The organism is Variovorax xiamenensis (assembly GCF_050916385.1).
In the GTDB taxonomy this organism is placed as follows: Bacteria; Pseudomonadota; Gammaproteobacteria; order Burkholderiales; family Burkholderiaceae_C; genus Variovorax.
Map to the genome: position 1 here is coordinate 4,583,037 of NZ_CP139038.1, position 22,436 is coordinate 4,605,472.

At 67.0% G+C, this 22,436-nt stretch carries 19 protein-coding genes; 4 read left to right on the forward strand and 15 right to left on the reverse strand.

All coding sequences use genetic code 11. The annotated features are described in order from the left end of the window. Window positions 1-28 precede the first annotated feature (28 nt). The 6 genes from SFB74_RS20855 to SFB74_RS20880 form a co-directional block, all read right to left on the reverse strand. A complete protein-coding gene (locus tag SFB74_RS20855; protein ID WP_432726195.1) occupies window positions 29-892 on the reverse strand; it encodes an ABC transporter permease in 864 nt (287 codons plus the stop codon). Window positions 893-902: 10 nt separating this feature from the next. Then, window positions 903-1,685, reverse strand: a complete 783-nt coding sequence (locus tag SFB74_RS20860) for an ABC transporter ATP-binding protein (protein WP_432726196.1) — start codon at window positions 1,683-1,685, stop codon at window positions 903-905. Between the two features lie 6 nt (window positions 1,686-1,691). After that, window positions 1,692-2,723 (reverse strand): ABC transporter substrate-binding protein, encoded by a 1,032-nt coding sequence (locus SFB74_RS20865; protein WP_432726197.1) that lies wholly within the window; start codon window positions 2,721-2,723, stop codon window positions 1,692-1,694. Window positions 2,724-2,978: 255 nt separating this feature from the next. Continuing rightward, entirely contained in the window at window positions 2,979-3,488 is a 510-nt protein-coding gene (locus SFB74_RS20870; protein WP_432726198.1) for a hypothetical protein, read from the reverse strand. A gap of 181 nt (window positions 3,489-3,669) precedes the next feature. Further along, on the reverse strand, window positions 3,670-6,186 hold the full coding sequence (locus SFB74_RS20875) for a 7TM diverse intracellular signaling domain-containing protein (protein ID WP_432726200.1): 2,517 nt from the start codon (window positions 6,184-6,186) through the stop codon (window positions 3,670-3,672). Next, window positions 6,183-6,887: a response regulator gene (locus tag SFB74_RS20880; RefSeq protein ID WP_432726201.1), complete on the reverse strand. Its 705-nt coding sequence runs from the start codon at window positions 6,885-6,887 to the stop codon at window positions 6,183-6,185. The genes SFB74_RS20875 and SFB74_RS20880 overlap by 4 nt, the downstream gene beginning before the upstream one ends. 283 nt (window positions 6,888-7,170) lie before the next feature. On the opposite strand from SFB74_RS20880, the gene SFB74_RS20885 reads away from it, so the two are divergent. Both SFB74_RS20885 and SFB74_RS20890 read left to right on the forward strand, forming a co-directional pair. Then, entirely contained in the window at window positions 7,171-8,895 is a 1,725-nt protein-coding gene (locus tag SFB74_RS20885; RefSeq protein ID WP_432726202.1) for a methyl-accepting chemotaxis protein, read from the forward strand. A 234-nt stretch (window positions 8,896-9,129) separates the two neighbouring features. Next, window positions 9,130-10,428, forward strand: coding sequence for a YadA family autotransporter adhesin (locus tag SFB74_RS20890; RefSeq protein ID WP_432726203.1), 1,299 nt, complete (start codon window positions 9,130-9,132; stop codon window positions 10,426-10,428). Window positions 10,429-10,480: 52 nt separating this feature from the next. Here SFB74_RS20890 and SFB74_RS20895 read toward each other — a convergent pair whose 3' ends face one another. Continuing rightward, window positions 10,481-12,058 carry a serine hydrolase domain-containing protein gene (locus SFB74_RS20895; RefSeq protein ID WP_432726204.1) on the reverse strand — a complete coding sequence of 526 codons (1,578 nt, stop codon included), beginning with the start codon at window positions 12,056-12,058 and terminating at the stop codon, window positions 10,481-10,483. A gap of 138 nt (window positions 12,059-12,196) precedes the next feature. Here SFB74_RS20895 and SFB74_RS20900 point away from each other — a divergent pair, with 138 nt between their 5' ends. Continuing rightward, entirely contained in the window at window positions 12,197-13,933 is a 1,737-nt protein-coding gene (locus SFB74_RS20900; protein ID WP_432726205.1) for a GMC family oxidoreductase, read from the forward strand. Here SFB74_RS20900 and SFB74_RS20905 read toward each other — a convergent pair. The 8 genes from SFB74_RS20905 to SFB74_RS20940 all read right to left on the reverse strand — a co-directional run bounded on the left by SFB74_RS20905 (window position 13,833) and on the right by SFB74_RS20940 (window position 20,571). Further along, entirely contained in the window at window positions 13,833-14,858 is a 1,026-nt protein-coding gene (locus tag SFB74_RS20905; protein ID WP_432726206.1) for a LacI family DNA-binding transcriptional regulator, read from the reverse strand. The two genes, SFB74_RS20900 and SFB74_RS20905, sit on opposite strands and share 101 nt — an antisense overlap. A gap of 1 nt (window position 14,859) precedes the next feature. Next, window positions 14,860-15,843 carry a 2-hydroxyacid dehydrogenase gene (locus tag SFB74_RS20910; protein WP_432726207.1) on the reverse strand — a complete coding sequence of 328 codons (984 nt, stop codon included), beginning with the start codon at window positions 15,841-15,843 and terminating at the stop codon, window positions 14,860-14,862. Between the two features lie 5 nt (window positions 15,844-15,848). Then, window positions 15,849-16,802: a sugar kinase gene (locus tag SFB74_RS20915; protein WP_432726208.1), complete on the reverse strand. Its 954-nt coding sequence runs from the start codon at window positions 16,800-16,802 to the stop codon at window positions 15,849-15,851. Window positions 16,803-16,818: 16 nt separating this feature from the next. Beyond that, window positions 16,819-17,562, reverse strand: a complete 744-nt coding sequence (locus tag SFB74_RS20920) for a sugar phosphate isomerase/epimerase family protein (RefSeq protein WP_432726209.1) — start codon at window positions 17,560-17,562, stop codon at window positions 16,819-16,821. Then, complete coding sequence (locus SFB74_RS20925) at window positions 17,562-18,317, reverse strand: amino acid ABC transporter ATP-binding protein (protein ID WP_093304005.1); 756 nt, start codon at window positions 18,315-18,317, stop codon at window positions 17,562-17,564. Before SFB74_RS20925 ends, SFB74_RS20920 begins: the two co-directional genes overlap by 1 nt. Before the next feature lie 29 nt (window positions 18,318-18,346). Continuing rightward, window positions 18,347-19,144, reverse strand: coding sequence for a transporter substrate-binding domain-containing protein (locus SFB74_RS20930; protein ID WP_432726210.1), 798 nt, complete (start codon window positions 19,142-19,144; stop codon window positions 18,347-18,349). Window positions 19,145-19,217: 73 nt separating this feature from the next. Then, entirely contained in the window at window positions 19,218-19,871 is a 654-nt protein-coding gene (locus SFB74_RS20935) for an amino acid ABC transporter permease (protein ID WP_432726211.1), read from the reverse strand. Window positions 19,872-19,899: 28 nt separating this feature from the next. Further along, complete coding sequence (locus tag SFB74_RS20940) at window positions 19,900-20,571, reverse strand: amino acid ABC transporter permease (protein WP_432726212.1); 672 nt, start codon at window positions 20,569-20,571, stop codon at window positions 19,900-19,902. A gap of 168 nt (window positions 20,572-20,739) precedes the next feature. Here SFB74_RS20940 and SFB74_RS20945 point away from each other — a divergent pair, with 168 nt between their 5' ends. Further along, entirely contained in the window at window positions 20,740-22,416 is a 1,677-nt protein-coding gene (locus SFB74_RS20945; RefSeq protein WP_432726213.1) for a hypothetical protein, read from the forward strand. Window positions 22,417-22,436: the final 20 nt, after the last annotated feature.

The following is a 22,436-nucleotide window of genomic DNA, read 5'->3' on the forward strand; positions in this document are numbered from 1 at the left end:
TTGCCGGTTGAATCCGTCGTTCAGCCGGTCATTGCGTGCTTTCGGGCTGCCAGCGGATCACCAGCTTTTCCGCCAGCGCGACCAGCAGGAAGAACAGCCCCGAGAGCGTCGCGCTCATCATGATCGCGGCGTAGAGCAGCGGCGAGTCGAAGTTGAAGGTGGCCTGCAGGATCATTGCGCCGATGCCCACCGTCGCGCCCACCCACTCGCCCACCACCGCGCCGATCACGCACATCGACGCCGCGATGCGCAGGGCCGAGAACAGGTAGGGCAAGGCGTTCAGCAAACGCAGGCGGAAGAAGATCTCCGTCTTGCTGGCCGACAGCACCCGCATCAGCTCCATCGCCTGCGGGTTCACCGACTCCAGCCCGCGCACCATGTTCACCAGCGTGGGAAAGAAGCACACCAGCGCGGCAATCGTGATCTTGGGCTCCACGCCGTTGCCCATGATGAGCACCAGCACGGGCGCCTTCGCCACCAGCGGCACTGCGTTGAACATCAGCACCACCGGAAAGAAGATGTCCTGCAGCGTCTTGTTGTGCACGAAGATCGTCGCGACGACGATGGCCGCGAGGTTGCCCAGCACGAAGCCGCCGGCCGCCTCGAAGGCCGTGGGCAGCAGGTTGTCGAGCAGCACGTCGCGCTTGGCGTAGAGCGTCTCCAGCACGGCTGCCGGCGTGGGCGCGATGAAAGGCTTGACGCCGAACGCGACGATCACCAGCCACCACAGGGCAATGAGCCCGACGATGCCCAGCGCCGGCAGGATGCGGCGGCGCCAGATGCGCTTCTGCCGCGCGGCGGCCCAGGCGAGGTATTCGGGGTCGGCCGAGGACGGCGCGCCGATTGCGCCCGGTGCGCCCGGCACTGCCGCGTCGATGGAACGGGTATTCATGGCTTCGGCCTCAGCAGGTTTCCAGCACGCGCCGCAGGTGGCTCGTGAGTCGGATGAACTCGGGTGTCTCGCGCATCTCGAGCGTGCGCTCGGGCGGCAGCTCCACCGGAACGATCTCGCGCACGCGCCCCGGGTTGGCGGCCAGCATCAGCACGCGCTGGCCGAGGAAGGCCGCCTCGTGGATGCTGTGGGTGACGAAAAGAATGGTCACGCCGGTCTCGCGCCACACGCGCAGGATTTCCTCGTTGAGCCGGTCGCGCGTGATCTCGTCGAGCGCGCCGAAGGGCTCGTCCATCAGCAGGATCCTGGGATCGCTCGCCAGCGCGCGCGCAATCGACACGCGCTGGCGCTGGCCGCCCGACATCTCGTGCGGAAAGGCGTTGATGCGGTCCTTCAGCCCCACGAGCTCGAGCAGCTCGCGCGGCGAACGGCGGCCCTTGCGCCCTGCCCCGCCGCCCACCTGCAGCGGCAGCTCCACGTTCTGCAGCGCGGTGCGCCAGGGCAGCAGCGCCGCGTCCTGGAACACGAAGCCGATGTCGCGGTTCTTGCGCGCGGCCTGGGGCGTGGACGACAGCACCTCGATGCTGCCGCGGCTGGGCGGCAGCAGGTCGGCCACCACGCGCAGGAAGGTCGACTTGCCGCAGCCCGAGGGCCCCAGCAGCGTGAGGAACTCGCCCTGCGCCACCTCGAGGTCGAGGCTCTTGATGGCGGTGACGTCGCGGCGCTCGGTGAAGAAGCGCACGCCGATGTCGCGGCAGGCGATGGCCGGGGGAGCGGACAGAACGGCGGCCATCGCGCGTCAGCCCTTCATGGCGCGCGCGGCGGCGGTGGCCTTCAGCGCGTCGAGCGAGATCACGTCCTCCACCTTCGGCGTGCGGGCGGTGAACTGGCCCAACTCGGCGTAGGTGGCGATCTGCTCCTGCCACACGGTCGGGTCCATCGCGCCCCAGCCCTGGGTCTGCGCCGCTCCGCCGAAGGCGTACTCGAGCATCGCATCGACCGCCACGCGCTCGTCCTCGCGCTTGAGATTCGGGTACTCCTTGACCAGCATGTCGACCGCCTGGTCGCGGTTGGCGCGCACGTGGTGCCAGCCCTTGGCGGTGGCACGCAGGAAGGCCTCGATGACCTTGGGCTGCGTCTCCAGCGTCTTCGTCGATGCGTAGTACGGCAACGCGTAGAGGCGCACGCCCGCGTCCCACTGCGTGAGCGTGGCGATGTCGGGGCCCAGCACCTTGATGGCGGTGGTGTTGGTGAGCCAGCCTGTCACCACGTCGACCTGCCCGGTGAGCAGCGGCGTCATGTCGGCGCCGATGGAGACCACCTTCACGTCCTTCTCGGCGATCTTGTTCTTCGCGAGCAACGCGCGAAGCAGGATGGCCGCGGTCGACGGAATGCCCACGCGCTTGCCGACGAGGTCGGCCGGCTTGCGCACCGGATTCTTCGCGAGCGAGAAGTAGGTGTAGGGATGCTTCTGCGCGCCGACGGCGAAGCACTTGATCGGCAGGCCCTGCGACACCGCCAGCATGATCGACGGGCTGGACGACACCTGCCCCACTTCGTAGCGGCCCGAGGCGATGATGGCCACGCCGTCGATGTTCGGTCCGCCCGGCTGGATCGCGAAGTCGATGCCCTCCTGTTCGTAGAAGCCCATGCGCTTGGCGACCACCTCGCCGATCTGGTTGCCGCCGACGATCCAGCCCAGCTGCATGTTGATGCGTGCCTTGCCCTGCGCGAAGGCATCGACCGAGAGCAGGCCACCGGCGGAGAGTCCGCCGGCGATGAGGGATGTCTTGAGCAGGTGTCGGCGACCGGGATCGCGGAGATGGGCCATGGCGGATTCCTTTTCTTCGATGCGATGAGGTGAAGGCATTCGGCTGTGCTTGTGTGCCGGCCCGCGATGCGCCAAGGCATCCGAAGGGCTGGCGAGGCGAATGCTAGGAGCGGGGTGCGAGCGCACCAAGCACCGTTTTTCGCAACGGGCGAACTAAAAAATAGTTCTCCTCGCGCGCTCCCAATGACATCGCGGTGCATGCGCCGTTGCGGCGCGCACCATCTTCGGGAAAACGATAGGAAAGGAGAGGAAGCCTCAGGCGTCCTGTCGGTTGCCAGCGGCGTGCGCGGCGGCGCGCCTGCGCTGCACCATGATGGCCGGCCTCGCTCGCCGCACGCCCGGCGCCCTCGGATGCCGCGCCGCGACAACGGGCCTGGTCTTCTGCGCCGCCTGCTGGCGATGCGCCTCGAAGCGCGCTTCCTTCTGCTTCAGGTAGTGCATGAGCACGTGCGAGACCATGTTCAGCCCGAAGGTGCCGAACGCGGCCGGAAAGATGTACAGCGCTATCGACAGCTCCGAGGAGAAGACGATGTCATCGGCCAGCGAAGGCGTGGCCTGCGCTTCGAGCGACAGCGCGCGCAGCACGAAGATGTCCACGCCCGCCAGCACGATCAGCAGCAGGCCGAAGGCGAGCACGGTCTTCTTCGAGAACTCGCGCCGCACGAACAGCGTGATGAAGATCGCCGCCGGAAAGATCAGCGAGCACAGCACCAGCAGCCAGAAACGCACCTGCGTGAAGACCGTGACATCCGACGGAATATGCATGGGACGGATTGAGCCACGAAGCCCGTCCGGCAATTTGTCCGGCAAGTGAAGCGCCGGTAAAAGCGCCTCTCAAAAGGTGAAGGCGGCACCCCGAGGGCTGTTGAAGCCCGTCCGCACGAATGCCGCAGCGACTTGGACACGGATGATGCAACGCTCGGCCTTGACGAACGCTGTGGGCGTGCTAAGCCCCTCCGACGTTCGACGGCGCGGCCACGCGAACAGCGCTCGCGGCAATTCGTCGAAGCAGGTCGAACGGGGCGACGGGCTTGTAGCAGATCGCAGCCCCTCGCAAGGACGCGACCGCATACGAATTCAGCGGCTCCCCGGTCAGGATGAGCGTGGGCACGTCGCTCCAGTGCGCACGCATCAGTTCGATCGCATCGAGCGCGGTTTTTCCGTCGGGCAGGCGATAGTCGCTCAGCAGGACGTCGGGCGACCGCTCGGTGAAGGGCAACTGTTGCCGCATCTCTTCGATCGACCCCCACGCTTCGTACAAGACCCCGTGCATATCGAAGACCGCCGCGAGCGACGCCCTGACCAGTTCATCGTCCTCGAGCAGCACGACGTACTTTCCGCGGGCCGCTTCGACGCTGCCGGCCTTGAAGTCGTCGAGTGGAATGGCATCGAAGACCGGTGCGATCGCGGACGCCGGAATCTCCAGCGTGAAGGTGCTTCCCACACCGACCTCGGACTGGATGGAAAGCTGGTGGCGCTCGAGCAGGCCCAGCATGGCCGAGACGATCGACAGCCCCAGCCCCACGCCCCTGTCGGTCTCCGAATGCCGGTTGTTCAACTGGAAGAAGGGCTTGAAGATGATGTCGCTGCGCAGCGCTTCTTCGGATATTCCAAGGCCGTTGTCCTGGATGGCCAGGCACACGAGCTGGCCATGCACCGTGAGCAGAAGGCGCACGTGGCTGCGGCGTCCACTTTCCGCGGACCGGTACTTGATGCCGTTGCCGATCAGATTCAGAAGCATACGCTGGAGGAAGTGGCGGTCGCTTCTCACGAACACCGGCTTCCCGACGGGCGGGTCGAACTCGACGGAGGTGCCGCTCGTGTGGGCGATGTCCCTGGTCTGCTCGACCGTCTCCCTGATAAGCGACACCAGGTCGAAGTCGGACAGTTGCGCCCTCGCAAGGCCCGACTCCAGCCGCGAGAGATCCAGGATGGCAGTCAGCTGGGAGCGCATGTTGTCGGCTGCGCGGGTCGCCATCCGGACCAGGCTCTGGGCGTTGGCCGGGCGACCCGCCTGAATGGCTTCACCAATGGGATCGAGTGCGTTCCCGATCACTTGCAGCGGCTGACGCAAGTCGTGGACGGCATCGGCCAGGAATCGGGACTTTTTCTGGTTCCGGCGCTCGGCATCGGTAAGCAGTCGGTCCGTGGCTTTCAGCTGGAACTCGGTTCGCTCCTGCGCCACGCGCATGGAGGTCGCCAGTGTTGCGTTGGTCCGCGCGAGATCGGTCGCGATGGCGCGTTGGCGGCGCTCTTCGAGCAGCCTATGGGCCAACGCCAGCGAGAACAGGAGAACAGAAAAGGCCGAGCCCACCTGGGGCGCTACCTCGAAGTTGATGGAAGTCTCGAAGTACGCCGTGACTCCCAGTACGTCCAGCACATGCAGGGCTGCGCCGATCAGGACGCCGGAGAAGGTCACGAGAAAGACGCGGGCATGGGCATGGCCGACCCGGGCCGGGCCGATGGCCAGGCCGAAGCAGACCAGGGTGCTCACGAACTGGACCAGAAGCGCCACGCGCACGGCCTGGGGAAACGGCAGCCAGCTCGCTCCCACCGCAAAGACCGCCGCCAGCAGCACGGGCGCCGCGTGCCATCGCTGCGGCACCGCGGTTGCTGGATTGCTTGTGAACTGGATGCTGAAGGACGTGAGCAGCCCGGCCGCGAGAAGGAGAAACACGACCCGGGACCAGTCGTTCCATACCGTCGCCTGGGGCCAGAGGTACTGGAACGCGATGCCGTTGTAGCTCAGGATGAATCCCGAGGTCATCAGGATCCAGCCGATGTAGTAGAGATAGATGCGCTCGCGAACGATCAGGAAGATGATGAGGTGATAGAAGAAGACTCCTCCCATCAGCCCGATGTAGATGCCGTTGACCAGCAGCGACAGGCGTTCCGCGTTCTCGAATTGCTGCGGTTGCCACACTCTCAAGGGAAAGCGCATCGCGCCTTCGGTCTGCACCCTCGCGAGAATCTCGACCTTGTCGCCGGGCTGCGCGGCAACAGGCACGACAAAGCTCGATGCGTTGTGGGGGCGTTGCCCGAAGGCTTGCCTGTCCCCGAGGCTCCATCGGGCCCAGGAGCCAGCGCCATTGACCCTGACATACAGATCGAGGCGATCGAGCAAGGGGTAGCCCACCTCGATCAGCAAGGTTCCCGATCCGTCGGAGCCCTGGGTGAAGGGATCGCTCCTGAACCAGTGGGGAGCCGTTGCAAAGCCGTAGCTGGCGGATGACCATGGCGTGCGCTTCCAGACACTTGCGGGAAGCGCCGTGACGTCGGACAACGACATCGGCGCACCGTCTTCGACCAGATAGTCCCCTTGCAGCATCCCGTGCCCGTCGACGGCCGCCCCCCGCGACAGCTCCGGGGTCGCCCGATCGCCCTGCGCCGATGCGGCACCGCAGGCAAGCACCAGCGCGGAGCAGAACAGAGACCGAAGGAAGCCCGCAATCGCCGCGATCACGGTCTCTCCGAACCCGGTGCGGCAATCCGTATCCGGCGGCGAGACACTTCGATCAGCAGTTCCGTGCGCCGGGCCACGCCGAAGAAACGCAGCAGCTCCGACACATAGCTTTTCCGAACGGTGCCCTCGCCGATGCCCATGCGGTTGGCGATGGCCTTGTTGGGCAGGCCCTGACACAGGTAGTAGAGAACCTCGCACTGCCTCGGCGCCAGCCCCAGGGAGGCGGCGGTGCAGTCATGGGCGCCTGCAACGGTGTCGTTCCTGGAAACGCGCTCGAGGATCGACTCGGGGAGATAGACCCCGTTGTTGAGGACCGTCTCGATGGCGGCAGAGAAGACGCCGCCATCTCCCGTGGCTTTGGTGATGTAGCCCGACGCACCTTGCGAAATGCAGGCGAGGACCATCGCACGATCATCGTCCCCCGACAGCATGATGGCGTGGCAGCGCATTTCGCGTTCTCGCACGAAACGCAGGACGTCCAGACCGGAAGCCTCTGATCCGAGATGAATGTCGATGAAAACGAACTGGAACGACGTGGCCGCCAGCCGCGCCATCGCTCCCTGACAGGAGGATTCCTCGTGCACCCGGTAATGCGGCGCCGCCTTCTGCAGGAGGGAGCGCATGCCGGCACTCACGAGCGCCTGATCTTCGACGATCAGCACGTCGGCCGTTGCCTCCCCGTCGAAGTTCCCGTTTTCCATCGTCCTCGACACCATCGCAGTTGCCACCTGAGCCACCGATTCAATGCCTGCCCGACCACGTACGGCATGCCTGTCGCGACGAACGCGCGAACCGCGGGACTCTAGCAGGGCTTCCGCAGGGGTAGATGACAGTTGCCGGGGCATCCGAAGGTGAATCCCTCACCGGGTATGACATATGTCAGGTGCACTGCGGAGTTGCACCGCCGATAGATGAAAGGCGATGGACACGGGCGCGTCACCACGCAGAGCGCCGACCCCGCTTCAAAACCTGGAATCAACCGTCATGACGTCTCTCGGAAATCTCAGAATCTCCACCAAGCTGGCGCTCGCGTTTCTCAGCATCGTGCTGCTGATGATCGCGATGGCCGTCTTCTCGATTCATCGCCTCAACCACCTGAACGGTCAGACCAACTTCATGGTGACCGCGCGCATGGCAAGCGTTCGCGACGCAGGCCAGATGAGCGAGGCCGCCAATCGGGTGCGCCTGCTCGAGTACCGCCTGGCCACGACTCCGGCAAGCGAAGTCGCGGATGTCCAGCGGGCCATCGCGGAGGCTCTCAGGACGTACGACGCCGTCGACAAGGCCTATCCCGCTTCGATCGGCGACCCGACCGAGCAATCCATCTACGACCGGGCGAAGGCGCGGCATCCGGCATGGGCTGCAGCACATGCCAAGGTCGAAAAGCTGGTTCAGGAAGACCGTCGCACCGACGCCGTGAACCTGTTGAACGGCGAAGCGCGTGAGGCCTTCGTGGCATTGAAGGAGCCGCTGGCCCAACTGGTCAAACACAACGAGGACCGCGCCCAGGTGGAGGCCGAGGAAAGCAACGCGACGTTCTCCACCGGATCGATGCTGATCGCCTCGGGCACCGGCCTTGCCTTCCTGCTGGCCGTGCTGCTGTCCTGGGGCGTCTCCCGGGGAATCGTGGCTCCGCTGAAGGACGCCGTTCGCCTGGCAGAGGCCGTCGCGGCCGGAGACCTCACCCAGCGCCTGAACTCCGACAGCAAGGACGAGGTGGGCGACTTGCTCAGGGCGCTCGCGGCGATGCGCGACAACCTCGTCCAGACATTGACCGGCATGCGGGAGAGCAGCGATTCCGTTGCCACGGCGAGCGCCCAGATCGCCTCGGGCAATTCCGATCTTTCCAGCCGCACGGAACAGACGGCCGGCAGCCTGCAGCGGACCGCGGCATCGATGGAGGAACTCACTTCCACCGTCAAGACGGCATCCGAAGCCGCCTCGCAGGCGAATCAACTGGCGTTGAGCGCATCGAAGATCGCGGTACATGGCGGCGAGGTCATCTCGGAAGTGGTCGAGACCATGCGCGACATCCACGGGAGTTCGCAGAAGATCGCAGCCATCATCGGCACCATCGACGGCATCGCGTTTCAAACCAACATCCTGGCACTGAACGCCGCCGTGGAGGCCGCCAGGGCGGGTGAGCAGGGTCGCGGGTTTGCCGTGGTGGCGAGCGAGGTTCGCAATCTCGCGCAACGCAGCGCGGTCGCGGCGAAGGAAATCAAGACTCTCATCGAAGCATCGGTCGACAAGGTGGGCTCGGGCTCCCAGCTGGTCAACGATGCAGGCGCCACCATGGGCAAGATCGTCGAGAGCGTTCAACGCGTCTCCAGCACCGTCGGCGAAATCAGCGCCGGAGCGATCGAACAGGCGGCCGGCATCGAGCAGATCAATTCGGTGGTGGCACAGCTGGAGCGGATGACCCAGGAGAATTCCGCGCTCGTCGAAGAATCGGCGGCCGCCGCGGAAAGCCTCAAGGGCCAGGCAGACCGGCTCTCGTCGCTCGTCGAGTTCTTTCAGCTGGGGACCGCATCCTTGCAGCCGAGGCACGCCAGCGCCCAGCCCTCTTTCACTGACGAACCGGACTCACCGACGCCCGTTCGGGCGCCGCGCATATCCACCAGCGTATCGGCCATGCGGGCCATGCCCGCGATCACCACCCGGAAGGAGAGCCGACGCGCACTCGGCGGGGACTGGACCACCTTCTGAACGGCTGACTTCCCTCCCGGAAGCCGCCTGCGCGACGTGACGCCGCACGTGGCGAGCAGGCTCTCCTGCCAGGGCGGCAGCGCCATTTCGGCCGCCCGCCATGACATCTGTCAGGTGTCATTCGTCCAGCGCCCTGCCGAAAAGGTGATGGGAGACGTCAAGGGACCAGGTTGCCTTCAAGAAGCACACCTCTGACGTTGCCTCGATTCTTGATCACCAACTTCGGAGAGGGAAATGAAAAAATCAATTCGCAACATTCGACGCGACACGCCGCTGGCCACAGCAATGACGGCCCTGGGAATTGCCTCCATGTTCATGCCGAGTGCACAGGCGCAATACACGAACGGAGCAGGAACGGCTGCAGGAAACAGCATCGCGATCGGCGCAAGCTCCGACCCTTCGCGCCAGGCATCCGCTGCTGGCGAGGGCTCGATCGCAATCGGCAGCGGTGCCCGCACGGTCGGTGATGGGTCCGTTGCAATCGGGCTGACCGCGTCAGCCAACGGTGGACCACCGGATGTCAATTCCATTGCCATCGGCACGAGATCCGAGAGCTTTGGCCAGAGTCTTGCCATCGGCACGAATGCGGTTGCAGATCAGAGAGGCTACGCCGCCGCGGACGGCGCCATCGCCATCGGTACGAATGCCCGGACGGGCGCCGGCACGACTAGCGGCCTCGCTGTCGGCAACGGCGCGAGGATCATGAGCAATGCGGTAGCCGGCACGGCCATCGGAGTCGGCGCAACAGTTTCGTCAGACCGTGCATTGGCAATGGGAACGGGCGCGCAGGCGTCAGCCGCCGACGCGATCTCTCTCGGCGCGGGCAGCAGCGTCACGCAGGCAGGCGGCGTGGCGTTGGGCTCGGGGTCCGTCGCCTCCAGGGCGACGGGGGTTGCAGGCTACGTTCCTCCTGGGGCCAGCCAGTCGCAGCGCGTTGCCATCGGCGCCAGCACCGGCACACTGGCGGCGATTTCCGTGGGTGACCCGGCCAACGGCCAGTTCCGCCAGATCACGGGCCTGGCGGCCGGCTCGGCCGACAGCGACGCGGTCAATGTGTCGCAGCTTCGCGGCGTGCAAGGTTTGATGGTGAAGTACGACACCAACGCCGACGGCAGCGCCAACTACAACAGCGTGACGCTGGGCGGTGGCAATGCATCGGGAACGGTTGCGGTGCACAACGTGGCCCCCGGTGTGGCGGGCACCGACGCAGTGAACGTGAACCAGCTGAACCTTGGCATTGCCGGCGCCAACGCCTACACCGATGCAAGGCTCAACGGGTTGCAGCACTCCATCGATGGCGTGGCCAGGAAAGCCTACGCCGGCGTGGCGGCAGCCCTGGCGCTGGAAAGCGCTCCCCATATTCCTGGCAAGACGACCTATGCCGCCGGCACCGGCTACTACCGGAGTCAAGGCGCCGTCGGCGTCGCCTTGCGACGTACATCCGACAGCGGCCGCTGGAGTGTGACGGGTGGCGTCGCGGCAAGTGCTGGCGGGATCGCAGCACGCGTGGGCATTTCCGGGGTGTGGGATTGAGCGCCCTGTGACCTGACCATGGGCCGTGGCGTGCAGCGAGTTTCAATAGCCTCTAGGCGGCCTTCCCGCGCGTGCTCGTGAGCGTCGGCATCTCCGTCGCGCTCGAATTCACGTTCACGCTGCGGTCGAAGCGCAGGTACGGCCCAGAGAAACGGCACACCGCGGTGTCGCGGAAGGCCGACTCCACGAAGGTCCAGGTCATGACGAAGGTGCGCGCGTCGAGCCATTCGCCGCTGGCCACCACGCGCATCACCTCGGGCTGGTACTCGTGATGCAGCTTGTTGCCGGTGATGGTGGTGTCGCCCTCCACCGGCTTGCGCAGGCCGACCTGCACCTTGTGCGTGCCGCGCTCGTCCTCCATGGTGAAGGTGCAGGTCTCGCCGGAAGCAGCGAAGTCGAGCTGCATCGACTTGATCTTCTCGGGGTTGTCCGCGAAGTCGTAGCGCCGGCCGGAGACGTTCGCGGCAACCGGCGAGCTCGTCGGCTTCACCGGCGGCAGCAGATGCAGCGTGCGCGTGCGGGCCCTGAGCGCGGCGTTGTCCTTCTCGCTGGCGGGCAGGCCCGAGGCCGGGCCGAAGGCCGCCGGGAAGTGCTTGTAGAGCATGCCCGCGTTGAAGCCCGCCCTGGGCGGCAGCGCCGAGTTGAGCGCGAGCACCGCGTTGTGCTCGGGGAACACCACCGAGTACTGGCCGAAGAGGCCGTCCGCGTTGTAGGCGCCGTTCGGGCCCAGCCACCACTGGTAGCCGTAGCGGTCCTTGGTGTGCGGCGCGTGCACCGAGTCGACCCACTCCTTCGTGAGGATCTGCTTGCCGTTCCACATGCCGTTCTGCGCGTGCAGGATGCCGAGCTTGAGCGAATCGACCGTCTTCCAGCTCAGGCCGTTGGCGCCGGGCGAGATGCCCTCGGGGCCCACGTCCCACTCGTAGCCGGTGATGCCCAGCGGCTCGAAGAAGCGCGGCTTGAGGTAGTCCGCCACCGGCTGCCCGGTGGTCCTGGTGACGATGGCCGAGAGCATGTAGGTCGCGGCGCTGGTGTAGACGAACTTGCTGCCCGGCGCGTGCACCACCGGGATCTTGAAGAACTCGGCGATCCAGCTCGTGCGGATCGGCCGCCACACCGAGCCCGACACCATCGACTCATGGCCGGTGCGCATGGTCAGCAGGTCGCGCACCGTCATGGCCGCGAGGTTGGCGCTGACCGTCGCCGGCAGGTGCTCGGGAAAGAAGGACACGACCTTGTCGTCGGGCTTGAAGCGCCCCTCGGCAATGGCCATGCCGACCGCGCAGACGGTGACGCTCTTCGTCAGCGAGTGCGTCATGTGCCTGCGCTCGGGCTTGTACGGGTCCCACCAGCCCTCGGCCACCACATGGCCGTTGCGCCACAGCATGAAGCCGTGCAGCTCGAACGCGCTGCGCTCGGCGTCGTCGAGAAAGGCCAGGATCGATGCGGGCGAGATGCCCTGCGCCTCGGGGCGGCTGCGCGCCAGGCCATCGGCGAAGGCGGGGCTTGCAGCGCCGGTCGCGGCCCAGCCGAGGCCGGGAATGGATGCCATGGCGGTGCCGCCGAGCGACAGGCGCAGCATGCCGCGCCGGGAGATGGAAGGAACTGCGTTGGATGTGAACTGCTGCATGGAACAGAGTTTCGCGCGCCCAACTGTCATCGGCCTTTCGGGAATGGCAGGGGAAACCCGCGTACCGTCCATTGGGGGTTATAAAGCCGCACGCCCGGCAGAGACCGGGACCCGGGACAACACAAAGGACGACACATCATGGAGTTCGACTACGTGATCGTGGGTGGCGGCTCCGGCGGCGCCACGCTGGCCGGAAGGCTCAGCGAAGACCCCGCCGTGCAGGTCTGCCTGGTGGAAGCGGGCGGCGACGGACGGGGCATCCTGGTGCGGGCGCCGGCCGGCGCGGCGGCCATGATCTCGGGGCGCCCGCGCATCAACAACTACGCCTACCAGACCGTGCCGCAGCCCGGCCTCAACGGGCGCCGCGGCTACCAGCCGCGCGGGCGCTGCCTGGGCGGTTCCAGCGCCATCAACGCCATGCTCTACGTGCGCGGCCATCCCGACGACTACGACGACTGGGAGCGCGCCGGCTGCGTCGGCTGGTCCTTCGACGACGTGCTGCCCTTCTTCAGGCGCGCCGAAGGCAACCAGCGCGGCGAAAGCGCGATGCATGGCGCGAGCGGCCCGCTGCAGGTGGCCGACCAGCAATCGCCTCGCGAGATCAGCGACGCCTTCGTGCGCGCCGCGATGGAATGCGGCATTCCTCGCAACGACGACTTCAATGACGGCGTGCGGCAGGAAGGCGCCGGGCTCTACCAGGTCACGCAGTTCCACGGTGGCGCGAAGAACGGCGAGCGCTGCTCGGCGGCGGCCGCCTATCTGCACCCCGTGATGAACGCGCGCCCCAACCTCGCGGTGATGACCGGCGTGCAGGCGCAGCGCGTGCTGCTCGACGAGCGCCGCGCCACCGGCGTCGAGATACGCCGCGACGGCGAGACCGACACCCTCTTCGCGCGCCGCGAAGTGGTGCTGTGCGGCGGCGCCTTCAACTCGCCGCAGCTGCTGATGCTCTCGGGCATCGGCGATCCGGAAGAGCTGGCGCGCCACGGCATCGCCGTGCGCCATGCGCTGCCAGGCGTGGGCCGCAACCTGCAGGACCACGTCGACTTCATCCTTTCGTTCCGCACGAAGGAGAAAGGCCTGCCCGGCCTGGGCCCCGCGGGCCTGCTGAACTTCGCGAAGGCGATTCCCGAATGGCGGCGCAGCGGCAAGGGGCTGGTCGCCACGCCCTATGCCGAGGCCGGCGCCTTCTTCAAGACATCTCCCGAGTTGAACAAGCCCGACCTGCAGCTGCACTTCGTGATCGCGCTGGTCGAAGACCACGCACGCAAGCTGCACGGCGGCTTCGGCTTCTCATGCCACGCCTGCGTGCTGCGCCCCAAGGGCCGTGGCGACGTGCGGCTGAGCGACGCAAACCCGGCGTCGGCGCCGCGCATCGATCCGAAGTTCCTCTCGGACGAGGACGACGTGGCGCGGCTGCTCGCCGGTGTGAAGAAGATGCGCGAGATCCTGCGCGCGCCTGCACTGCAGAAGTACCGGCAGGCCGAGCTCTACACGGCCGGCGTGAACACCGACGAAGAGCTGCTCTCGCACATCCGCTCGCGCGCCGACACCATCTACCACCCCGTGGGCACCTGCAAGATGGGCACCGACGCCATGGCGGTGGTCGACGCGAAGCTGCGCGTGCACGGCATCGCGAACCTGCGCGTGGTCGATGCCTCGGTAATGCCCACGCTGATCGGCGGCAACACCAACGCGCCGACGATCATGATCGCCGAGCGTGCCGCCGAGTGGATGCGCGGTCCGCTCACCTTCGATCGCACCGAGATCGACGCTAGACGACCCGCGACGATCCCCGCACCACCAGTTCTCCAGGCAGCAGGAGCTGGCGCGGCGCAGCATCCAGCCCCCGCAACCGTTCGATCAGGCATGTAGCGGCCGCGCGGCCGATGGCGTCGGTGGGCTGGGCCACCGTGCTCAGGCCGGGGCCGATGAGAGAGGCCCATTCGGGATCGTCGAAGCCCACGAAGCCGAGATCGGCGCCGAACTGCCAGCCCAGCCGCGCCATCGCCTGCGCGATGCGCAGCGTGACCACGGCATTGCCCGCGACCACCGCCGCGCGGCGGCCGCGCTTGGCACGCTGGCGCAGGGCGCGCAGGGCTTCGTCGAGCGCATCGGTCTCCCCTTCGACGGACTCGAACACCTCGCCCGCCACGCGCGGCTCGTGCGCGGCCACGCAGGCGCCGAACGCCGCCGTACGTTCGCGCCGCGAGCTCACACCCTTCTGCGGCTCCGTGACGTAGAGCAACTCGCGGTATCCGCCCTCGACCAGGTGGCCGCAGGTGGCCGTCATCGCGGAATGGTTGTCGAGCGAGACGAAGTCGGTGTGCATGCCCGTGTGGCGCCGGTCCACCAGCACAGCCGGCTTGCCGTGCAGCGTGACCGCGTCGACCACGTTGCTGCCGCGCCCCAGCGTGTTGAGGATGAAGCCGTCGACCTGGTAGCCCGCGAGCGCATCGATGGCCTCGCGCTCGCGTTCGCTCTCGTTGCCGAGGTTGAACAGCATCACGAGGTAGCCGGCGTCCTGGCAGGCCTTCTCTGCGCCGCGCAGCACCGCGACGGAATACGGGTTGGTGATGTCGGCCACGATCAGGCCGACGAGCCGCGAGCGGCCATGGCTCAGCGCCTGCGCCATCGGGCTGGGCGAATAGCCCAGCTTGGCGATGGCGACCTCGACGCGCGCGGCGATGTCGGGGCTCAGCAGCCGCTCGCGGTGATTGAGGAAGCGCGAGACGGTGGCCTTGGAGACGCCGGCGGCTTCGGCGACGTCGGCGATGGTGGCGCGGCCCGTGGGCTTCATCTCACGCGGCAGAGGTGTCGTAAGGTGCGGTCGGCTTCTCGCCGGCCAGCACCTGCAGCAGGTTCGTAGTCGCAAGCTCGGCCATCGCGTAGCGCGTCTCGTGAGTGGCCGAGCCGATGTGCGGCAGCGGCGTCACGCGCGGGTGCGTGCGCAGCGGCGAATCGGCCGGCAGTGGCTCCTTCGCGAACACGTCCAAGCCAGCGGCACGCAGCGTGCCGTGGTCGAGCGCGTTCAACAGCGCTTCTTCGTTCACCGTGGCACCGCGGCCGCCATTGATGAAAGCCGCGCCGGGCTTCATGCGCGCGAAGAAAGCGGCGTCGATCATGCCGCGCGTGGCGTCGGTCAGCGGCAGCATCGCGAGCACGATGTCGGCGCGCGCGAGCAGGTCGTCCAGCGGCGTGTGCGTGGCGCGGCCCTGCAGTTCGGGCGCCTGCGCGGCCAGGTCGACCGGGCGGCGCGAGTGGTACAGCACCGGCATGCCGAAGCCCAGCGCGGCACGGCGCGCCACGGCCTGCCCGATGCGGCCGAAGCCGAGGATGCCCAGCGTCTTGCCGTGCACGTCGGTGCCGAAGAGTTCCTCGCCGATGTTCTTCGTCCAGCGACCTTCGCGCACCATGGTCGAGAGCTCGACCACGCGGCGCTGCGTGGCCATGAGGATCGCGAAGACCGTGTCGGCCACCGTCTCGGTGAGCACGTCGGGTGTGTGGCACAGCACGATGCCACGCTTGTGAAGTTCGGCGAGCGGGTAGTTGTCGACACCGACGGACACGCTGGAAATCACCTGCAGCTGCGGCGCCGCGTCGAGCAGCGCGGCATCGACCGGGTGGCTGGAGCCGATCAGCCCGTTCGCGGTGCGCAGCGCGGCGGCGAAGGCCTCGGGCTCCTTGCGCGGATCGGCCACCACCACATGGTGCACGGCCTGCAGGCGCGCGAGCTGGTCTGCGGGCAGCGGGCGGAAGACAAGGATGTTCTTCTGTTGCGTCATGGCGTTCAGAGCCCCGCTTCCTCGAGCTGCGCCTGCGTCGGCAGGCCTTCGGTATCGCCCAGCACCTGCACGGCGCGCGCGCCGATCCAGGCGCCGCGGCGCACGGCGTCGGGCACGCTGCGACCTTCGAGCAACGCGCTCACCACGCCGGCTGCGAAGCCGTCGCCGGCGCCCACGGTGTCGATCACTTCCTTCACCGGGAAGCCATCGACACGGCCGGTTCCGGCCACGTCGCTGTCGTAGTAGGCACCCTCTGCGCCGAGCTTCACGACCACCAGCTTGGCGCCGCGCTCGCGGTAGAACTTCGCCACGTCTTCCGGCTTGGTGTGGCCGGTGAGCAGCAGGCCCTCTTCGATGCCGGGCAGCACCCAGTCGGCGCGAGAGGCGAGTTCGTTGACCCAGTGGCGCATGGTCTCGGTGGACGACCACAGCGTGGGACGCAGGTTGGTGTCGAAGGAGATGGTGCGGCCGGCGGCGCGCATCACGTCCATGCTCTTCAGCGCGGCCTGCAGGCTGGTGTCGGAGATGGCGGCGAACACGCCGGTGGCGTGCAGGTGGCGCGCCGAGCGCAGCCAGGCTTCGTCGACATCGGCCGGGCCCATGTGGCTCGCGGCCGAGCCCTTGCGGTGGTATTCGATCGGCGGGTCGCTGCCGTCGGTGACGCGGCCCTTGAACTGGAAGCCGGTGCGCTGCGTCGCGTCGGTGATCACGTGCGAGCAGTCGATGCCCTCGGCTCGCATCGCGGCCAGCAGCGCGCGGCCCATCGAGTCGGTGCCGAGCCGGCTGGCCCAGCCCACCTTGAGGCCCAGTCGCGAAAGGCCGATGGCCACGTTGGTCTCTGCGCCGGCGGTGCGCTTGTGGAAGGACTGTGCGTCCTCCAGCGGGCCGGGCCGGTCGGCCACGAGCAGCAGCATGGCCTCGCCGAAAAGCGCGACGTCGAAGGCAGCGGGTTCCGTCATGTGTTTTCTTGTGTGCTTATGCGCGCGCGGCGCGGATGAAGTCGATCTGTGCGCGGGTAACGGCCAGCAGGTCGTCGCCCACCAGAGGGTATTCGATGGCGTGCGGCACGTCGGCGGGCAGCGCGCGCAGCACCGAGCGCCACGGCGCGACCGAGTCGCCCAGCGGCACCGCCACCCACTTGTGCGGCAGCCGCTGCGCGCCCTTGCAATGCACGTAGCGCACACGGTGGCCGAGCGCCTGCGCAGCCTGCAGCGGGCATTCGCCGAGCCAGTGCCAGTTGCCCATGTCGAAGGTCATGCCCAGCGACAGGCCCGCGCGGTCAGCCGCGTCGAAGAAGGCCTGCAGCGCGGGCAGCGTGCCGGCGCGCACGGTCTGGTCGTTCTCGATCAAGAGCTCGACGCGGGTTTCGGCCAGCTCCACCTTCAGGCCCCAGAGCGAGCCGTGCGACGAAGGCTGGAAGTCGCCGATGGACATCTTCAGCCGCTTCGCGCCCACGCGCGTGGCGGCGGCGATGCCGCGCTTGAGCGCTGCGCTGTCGAGCCAGCCGCCCTCAGCCCAGAGGCCTTCGGGGCTGGAGTAGACCGAAGCAAGGCCGTTCAGTGCGGGCAGCTCCGCATCGGCGTCGCGCAGCATCTCGCCGCGCACTTCCACCGAATCGGCACCGGCTGCCAATGAAAGCTGCGAGCACCAGAGCTGGCCGTGCTGCCCCACCTCGGCCGCGCCGAAGGACGACAGGGAAACAAGAACCTCGAAAGACATCAGTGGGCTTGGTGCGAGCTGAGGATCTGGCCGAGGAACTGGCGCGTGCGTTCGTCCTTCGGGTTGCCGAAGAACTCCTGCGGCGGCGCCTGCTCGACGATCTTTCCTTCGGCCATGAAGATCACGCGGTCGGCCACGCTGCGGGCGAAGCCCATCTCGTGCGTCACGCACAGCATGGTCATGCCGTCTTCCGCCAGGGCGATCATGGTGTCGAGCACTTCCTTGACCATCTCGGGGTCGAGCGCGGAGGTGGGCTCGTCGAACAGCATGATCTTGGGCGCCATGCACAGCGCCCGCGCGATCGCCACGCGCTGCTGCTGGCCGCCCGAGAGCTGGCTGGGGTACTTGTTGGCCTGCTCGGGAATGCGCACGCGCGTGAGGTACTTCATGGCCACCTCCTCCGCCTGCGCCTTCGTCATGCCGCGCGAGCGCATCGGCGCGAGCGTGCAGTTCTCGAGGATGGTGAGGTGCGGGAACAGGTTGAACTGCTGGAACACCATGCCGACCTCGGCACGCACCGCATCCACGTTCTTGCCGCCGGCCGTGAGGTCGATGCCGTCGACCACGATGCGGCCCTTCTGCACCGTCTCGAGACGGTTGATGCAGCGGATCAGCGTGGACTTGCCCGAGCCCGAGGGCCCGCAGATCACGATGCGCTCGCCCTGGCGCACCGACAGGTCGATGCCGGTCAACACCTGGAATTCACCGTACCACTTGTTGACCGCTTCCATGCGGATGATCGATTCCGTCGTCATGCCGGGATTCCTTCAGCCTCGGGAGTCGTTCACTGCATCTTGGGCAGGTCGGCCTGCAGCCACTTTTGATAGAGCTTGTTCAGCTCGCCATTGGCGGTGTTCTTCTGCACGAACTCGTTCACCGCCTTGTGCAGCTCTTCCTGGCCGGGGCGCATCGCGATGCCCATCGACTGCTGCACCAGCGTGAACTTGTTCTCGAAGGTATTGGCGGGCACGCGCTTGGCGATCTGCGCAGCCACGGTCACCGAGCAGCCGATGGCGTCGACCTGGCCCGAGATCAGCGCTTGCATGGCAGAGGCGTCGTCGTCGAAGCGGCGGATTTCGGTGCCTTCGGGCGCAGCCTTGGTCACGGCCACGTCCTGCGTCGATGCGCGGGCCACGCCCACGCGCAGGCCCTTCAGGTCGCCGGCAGCCTTGATGGGGGTCTTGGTCGCGCCGTAAAGCACGATGGTGGCAGCCGCGTAGGGCTGCGAGAACTGCACCTGCTTGGCGCGCTCGGGCGTCACGGCCAGCGAGGCCACCAGCAGGTCGACCTTGTTGGTCAGCAGGAAAGGAATGCGGTTCGGGCCGGTGACCGGCACGATGTTGGCCTTCACGCCCCAGTCCTTGGCCAGCAGCTTGGCCACGTCGGCGTCGTAGCCGTCGGGCTGGTTCTTCGCGTCGGTGGTGCCGTAGGGCGGGAAGTCGACCAGCATGCCGATGGTGATCTCGCCCTTCTTCTTGATGTCGGCCACGCTCTGCGCCGAGGCGAAGGGAGCGAACACGGTGAGGGCTGCGCCGAGGCCGAGGGCTGCGAGCGCGACGCGGCGGGAGGTGGTACGGGTCATGGGGTATGTCTCCTGGAGATGAAAGGAAGGACGGGAAAGAAAAAAACGAAACCGGAAATAGAGAGTGGAAGGCTCAGCGCGCGAGCGCACGGGCGCGCTTGCGCTCCATGCTTGCGGCCAGCAGCGACAGCGGCCAGCAGATGACGAAGTAGATCGCCGCCACCACCGAGAACACGATGAGCGGCTGGAAGGTGGCGTTGTTGACGATTTGCCCCGCGCGAGTGACCTCGACGAAGCCGATGATGGCCGCCAGCGATGTGCCCTTGATGATCTGCACCACATAGCCCACCGTGGGCGCGAGCGCGATCTTCAGCGCCTGTGGCAGCACCACGTCGCGCATGCGGTCGACGTACTTGAGGTTGAGCGCCTGCGCAGCCTCCCACTGGCCACGCGGAATGGCCTCGATGCAGCCGCGCCAGATCTCGCCGAGGAAGGCCGCGCTGTTGAGGATGAGCGCCACGCCCGCCGCGATCCACGGGTTGATGTCCAGCCCCAGCACCGGCGCGCCGAAGAACACCAGGAACAGCTGCAGCAGCAGCGGCGTGCCCTGGAAGATCTGGATGAAGGTGGTCGAGATGCCGCGCGCCCACGTCGATTCCGACGTGCGCATCAGCGCGATGGCGAGCCCCAGGATCGCGCCGCCCACGAAGGCGATGGCCGACAGCGCGAGCGTCCACTTGGCCGCTTCGAGGATGAAAAGGAATTCGGGAAAACCGAAGGTACGCATGGTGTTGTGCTCCGTCCGTCGTCTGTGTTCACCGGCGGTCCGGGTAGTCGAGCGTGCGCTTGTAGATCAGCTTGAACATGGCCGAGAAGGCCAGTGCCAGCGCGAGGTAGATGGCGGCCACGACGATGTAGATCTCGAAGCTGCGGAAGGTCTGCGACTGCAGGTTGGCGGCCACCGAGGTCAGGTCGTCGGCAGAGATCACCGACACCACCGCCGAGCTCAGCATCAGCAGGATGAACTGGCTCGTGAGCGCCGGGTAGATGGCCTTCAGCGCCGGCTTGATGATGACGAAGCGGAAGATTTCCCAGGACTTCAGGTTGAGCGCCCTGCCCGCCTCGATCTGCCCCTTGGGAATCGACTCGATGCCCGCGCGGATGATTTCCGTGGCGTAGGCGCCCAGGTTCACCACCATGGCCACCAGCGCGGCCGTCTGCGGCGACCACCGCAGCCCGATGGCCGGCAGCGCGAAGAAGAAAAAGAACAGCTGCACGAGGAATGGCGTGTTGCGGATCACCTCGATGTAGGCATTGACGATGAAGCGCAGCCAGCCCGGCCCCGAGGTCTTGCCCCAGGCGCAGAAGATGGCCACCACCAGCCCCAGCACCGTGGCGATGAGCGAGAGCTGGATCGTGATCCACGTGCCCTTGAGCAGCAGCGGCCAGGCGGCGAAGACGGCGTCGAATTGAAACTTGTAGTTCATGGAGGGCGGACCCGGAATCTGCGCGGCGCGGACGCACGCATACCCTGAAAGCAATGCTTGCAGCTTATATGAAACCGGTTTCAGGATTTCATAGGGATTCCCCTAGGTGGTCGTTTTGTCCCACCTTCTGCCTACTTCAATGTCATGCTGAATCCACCCGCGGCCAACATGCCCACAGAGGCAAATGCGTCTTCCACGAGCGCACCCACCGTGCAGCACTTCAGGCAGGCGCTGCTCTGGCCCCTGCGGCTGATGCCCGCGCCGCACGCCGGACACCACCACGCTCCCTGGCACGTGCTGCGCGAGATGGGCGACGCGTCGCCCTGGCGCGAAGAGGTCGACGAATACACCGGCGACAGCAGCCGCTTCCACGAACGGCACTACAACGAGTTCGTGAGCTTCCTGCCGTACGTGCAGCGCTTCCTCTACGGCGAAGGCCGCTCGCGCGGCAACGGCAACGGCACCGGCGGCGACGGCGACTCACCGATGCGCATCTTCCGCCGCCATGACATCTCGGCCGTGCGCCTCGTGTCGCGCCCGGGCGATGCGCCGGTCACGCTCGACGTGATCCATTGCGACCTGTACTTCTTCTTCGACATCGACGTGGTGATGCTCAACCTCGAAGTCGGCGCGAGCAACCTGAGCCTCGCGCAGGCGCAGGACATCCTCTACCGCTTCGGCCGCGCCTACCCCTCGGGCTGGGAGGCCGACGGCTCGGCGCTGCACTGCATGGCCAGCGTCGAATGGCTGGGCGCCGACGGCCGCGTGCTCGCGAGCTCCGACGCGCAGCAGCGCGAGGCCTTTCTCTCGCACGTGGCGCAGCACCGCGCGCCGCGCATCGCCGCGCACTGGGCCTACCTGATGCAGCCGCTGGTGAGCGACCATTCCGAAGACGCGGGCGTGCTGCGCTACCGGCAGATCGAGTACTACCGCATGCCGGTAATGGCGTACCTGTCGCTGGACGATCCGCGCCGCCTCACGCGCGACGACTTCGTGCGGCTGGCGCTGGTCACCGGCGCGGGCTCCGGCACGAGCGAAGCCCACCTGCCCTACGCCGACCACCATCTCGCCGACTTCGAGCACAAGTACTGCTACGACCGCTTCTGGGTGAACGCGGGCGCGGCGCCCAACACGCGCTACCTGTGCAACGGCCACGCGCTCATCGTGGTGGGCGACGCGCGCTCCGAGTTCTTCTGCTGCCGCGACCGCGGCGTGCTCGCGCAGTTCAGGCACCAGCACTTCCTGCTGTTCCTCATCGCGCACTTCCAGAAGGCCTCGCTGCTGATGTTTTCCGACCAGCTGGTGGAGGCGCTCAAGCGGCTGGACATACGCAGCACGCCGAGCGTGAAGCAGTTCAAGCGCGCCATCCGCGCGAGCTTCGAGCGCTTCCTGCGCTTCACGCACCGCTACTGGTTCCACGAGATTTCGGAGCAGGCGCAGGTGCGCGCCCTCTCCCACATGTGCGCCACGCACCTCGGGCTCGATCCGCTCTACGACGAGGTCAAGGCGCGCATCGCCGACATGAACACGTACCTCGACGCCGACAGCCTGCGCCGCCAGGCCGCCACCGTGGTGCGGCTCACGGTGGTCACGCTGTTCGGGCTGATCGGCACCATCACCACCGGCTTCCTCGGCATGAACCTGCTGGCGGAGGCCGAGGCGCCGCTGTGGCGCAAGGCCGTGTGGTTCGGCGTGGTGTTCGTCGCGACGACCTGGCTCACGATCTACACGATGGTGAAGTCGCAGCGCCTGTCGGACTTCATCGATGCGCTGTCGAACGACAGGCTGGGGTTCAGGGGCAAGCTGGCTGCGCTGGCGAAGGTGTGGAGGCCGGGGGCCGATTGACCGGCGCTTGTCCCGAGCCG

What these genes read in the sequence shown, in the direction of transcription:
- SFB74_RS20855 (WP_432726195.1), bottom strand. Translation starts at nt 892, where the DNA reads ATGAATACCCGTTCCATCGACGCGGCAGTGCCGGGCGCACCGGGCGCA.
- SFB74_RS20860 (WP_432726196.1), bottom strand. Translation starts at nt 1,685, where the DNA reads ATGGCCGCCGTTCTGTCCGCTCCCCCGGCCATCGCCTGCCGCGACATC.
- SFB74_RS20865 (WP_432726197.1), bottom strand. Translation starts at nt 2,723, where the DNA reads ATGGCCCATCTCCGCGATCCCGGTCGCCGACACCTGCTCAAGACATCC.
- SFB74_RS20870 (WP_432726198.1), bottom strand. Translation starts at nt 3,488, where the DNA reads ATGCATATTCCGTCGGATGTCACGGTCTTCACGCAGGTGCGTTTCTGG.
- SFB74_RS20880 (WP_432726201.1), bottom strand. Translation starts at nt 6,887, where the DNA reads ATGGAAAACGGGAACTTCGACGGGGAGGCAACGGCCGACGTGCTGATC.
- SFB74_RS20885 (WP_432726202.1), top strand. Translation starts at nt 7,171, where the DNA reads ATGACGTCTCTCGGAAATCTCAGAATCTCCACCAAGCTGGCGCTCGCG.
- SFB74_RS20890 (WP_432726203.1), top strand. Translation starts at nt 9,130, where the DNA reads ATGAAAAAATCAATTCGCAACATTCGACGCGACACGCCGCTGGCCACA.
- SFB74_RS20895 (WP_432726204.1), bottom strand. Translation starts at nt 12,058, where the DNA reads ATGCAGCAGTTCACATCCAACGCAGTTCCTTCCATCTCCCGGCGCGGC.
- SFB74_RS20900 (WP_432726205.1), top strand. Translation starts at nt 12,197, where the DNA reads ATGGAGTTCGACTACGTGATCGTGGGTGGCGGCTCCGGCGGCGCCACG.
- SFB74_RS20905 (WP_432726206.1), bottom strand. Translation starts at nt 14,858, where the DNA reads ATGAAGCCCACGGGCCGCGCCACCATCGCCGACGTCGCCGAAGCCGCC.
- SFB74_RS20910 (WP_432726207.1), bottom strand. Translation starts at nt 15,843, where the DNA reads ATGACGCAACAGAAGAACATCCTTGTCTTCCGCCCGCTGCCCGCAGAC.
- SFB74_RS20915 (WP_432726208.1), bottom strand. Translation starts at nt 16,802, where the DNA reads ATGACGGAACCCGCTGCCTTCGACGTCGCGCTTTTCGGCGAGGCCATG.
- SFB74_RS20920 (WP_432726209.1), bottom strand. Translation starts at nt 17,562, where the DNA reads ATGTCTTTCGAGGTTCTTGTTTCCCTGTCGTCCTTCGGCGCGGCCGAG.
- SFB74_RS20925 (WP_093304005.1), bottom strand. Translation starts at nt 18,317, where the DNA reads ATGACGACGGAATCGATCATCCGCATGGAAGCGGTCAACAAGTGGTAC.
- SFB74_RS20930 (WP_432726210.1), bottom strand. Translation starts at nt 19,144, where the DNA reads ATGACCCGTACCACCTCCCGCCGCGTCGCGCTCGCAGCCCTCGGCCTC.
- SFB74_RS20935 (WP_432726211.1), bottom strand. Translation starts at nt 19,871, where the DNA reads ATGCGTACCTTCGGTTTTCCCGAATTCCTTTTCATCCTCGAAGCGGCC.
- SFB74_RS20940 (WP_432726212.1), bottom strand. Translation starts at nt 20,571, where the DNA reads ATGAACTACAAGTTTCAATTCGACGCCGTCTTCGCCGCCTGGCCGCTG.
- SFB74_RS20945 (WP_432726213.1), top strand. Translation starts at nt 20,740, where the DNA reads ATGCCCACAGAGGCAAATGCGTCTTCCACGAGCGCACCCACCGTGCAG.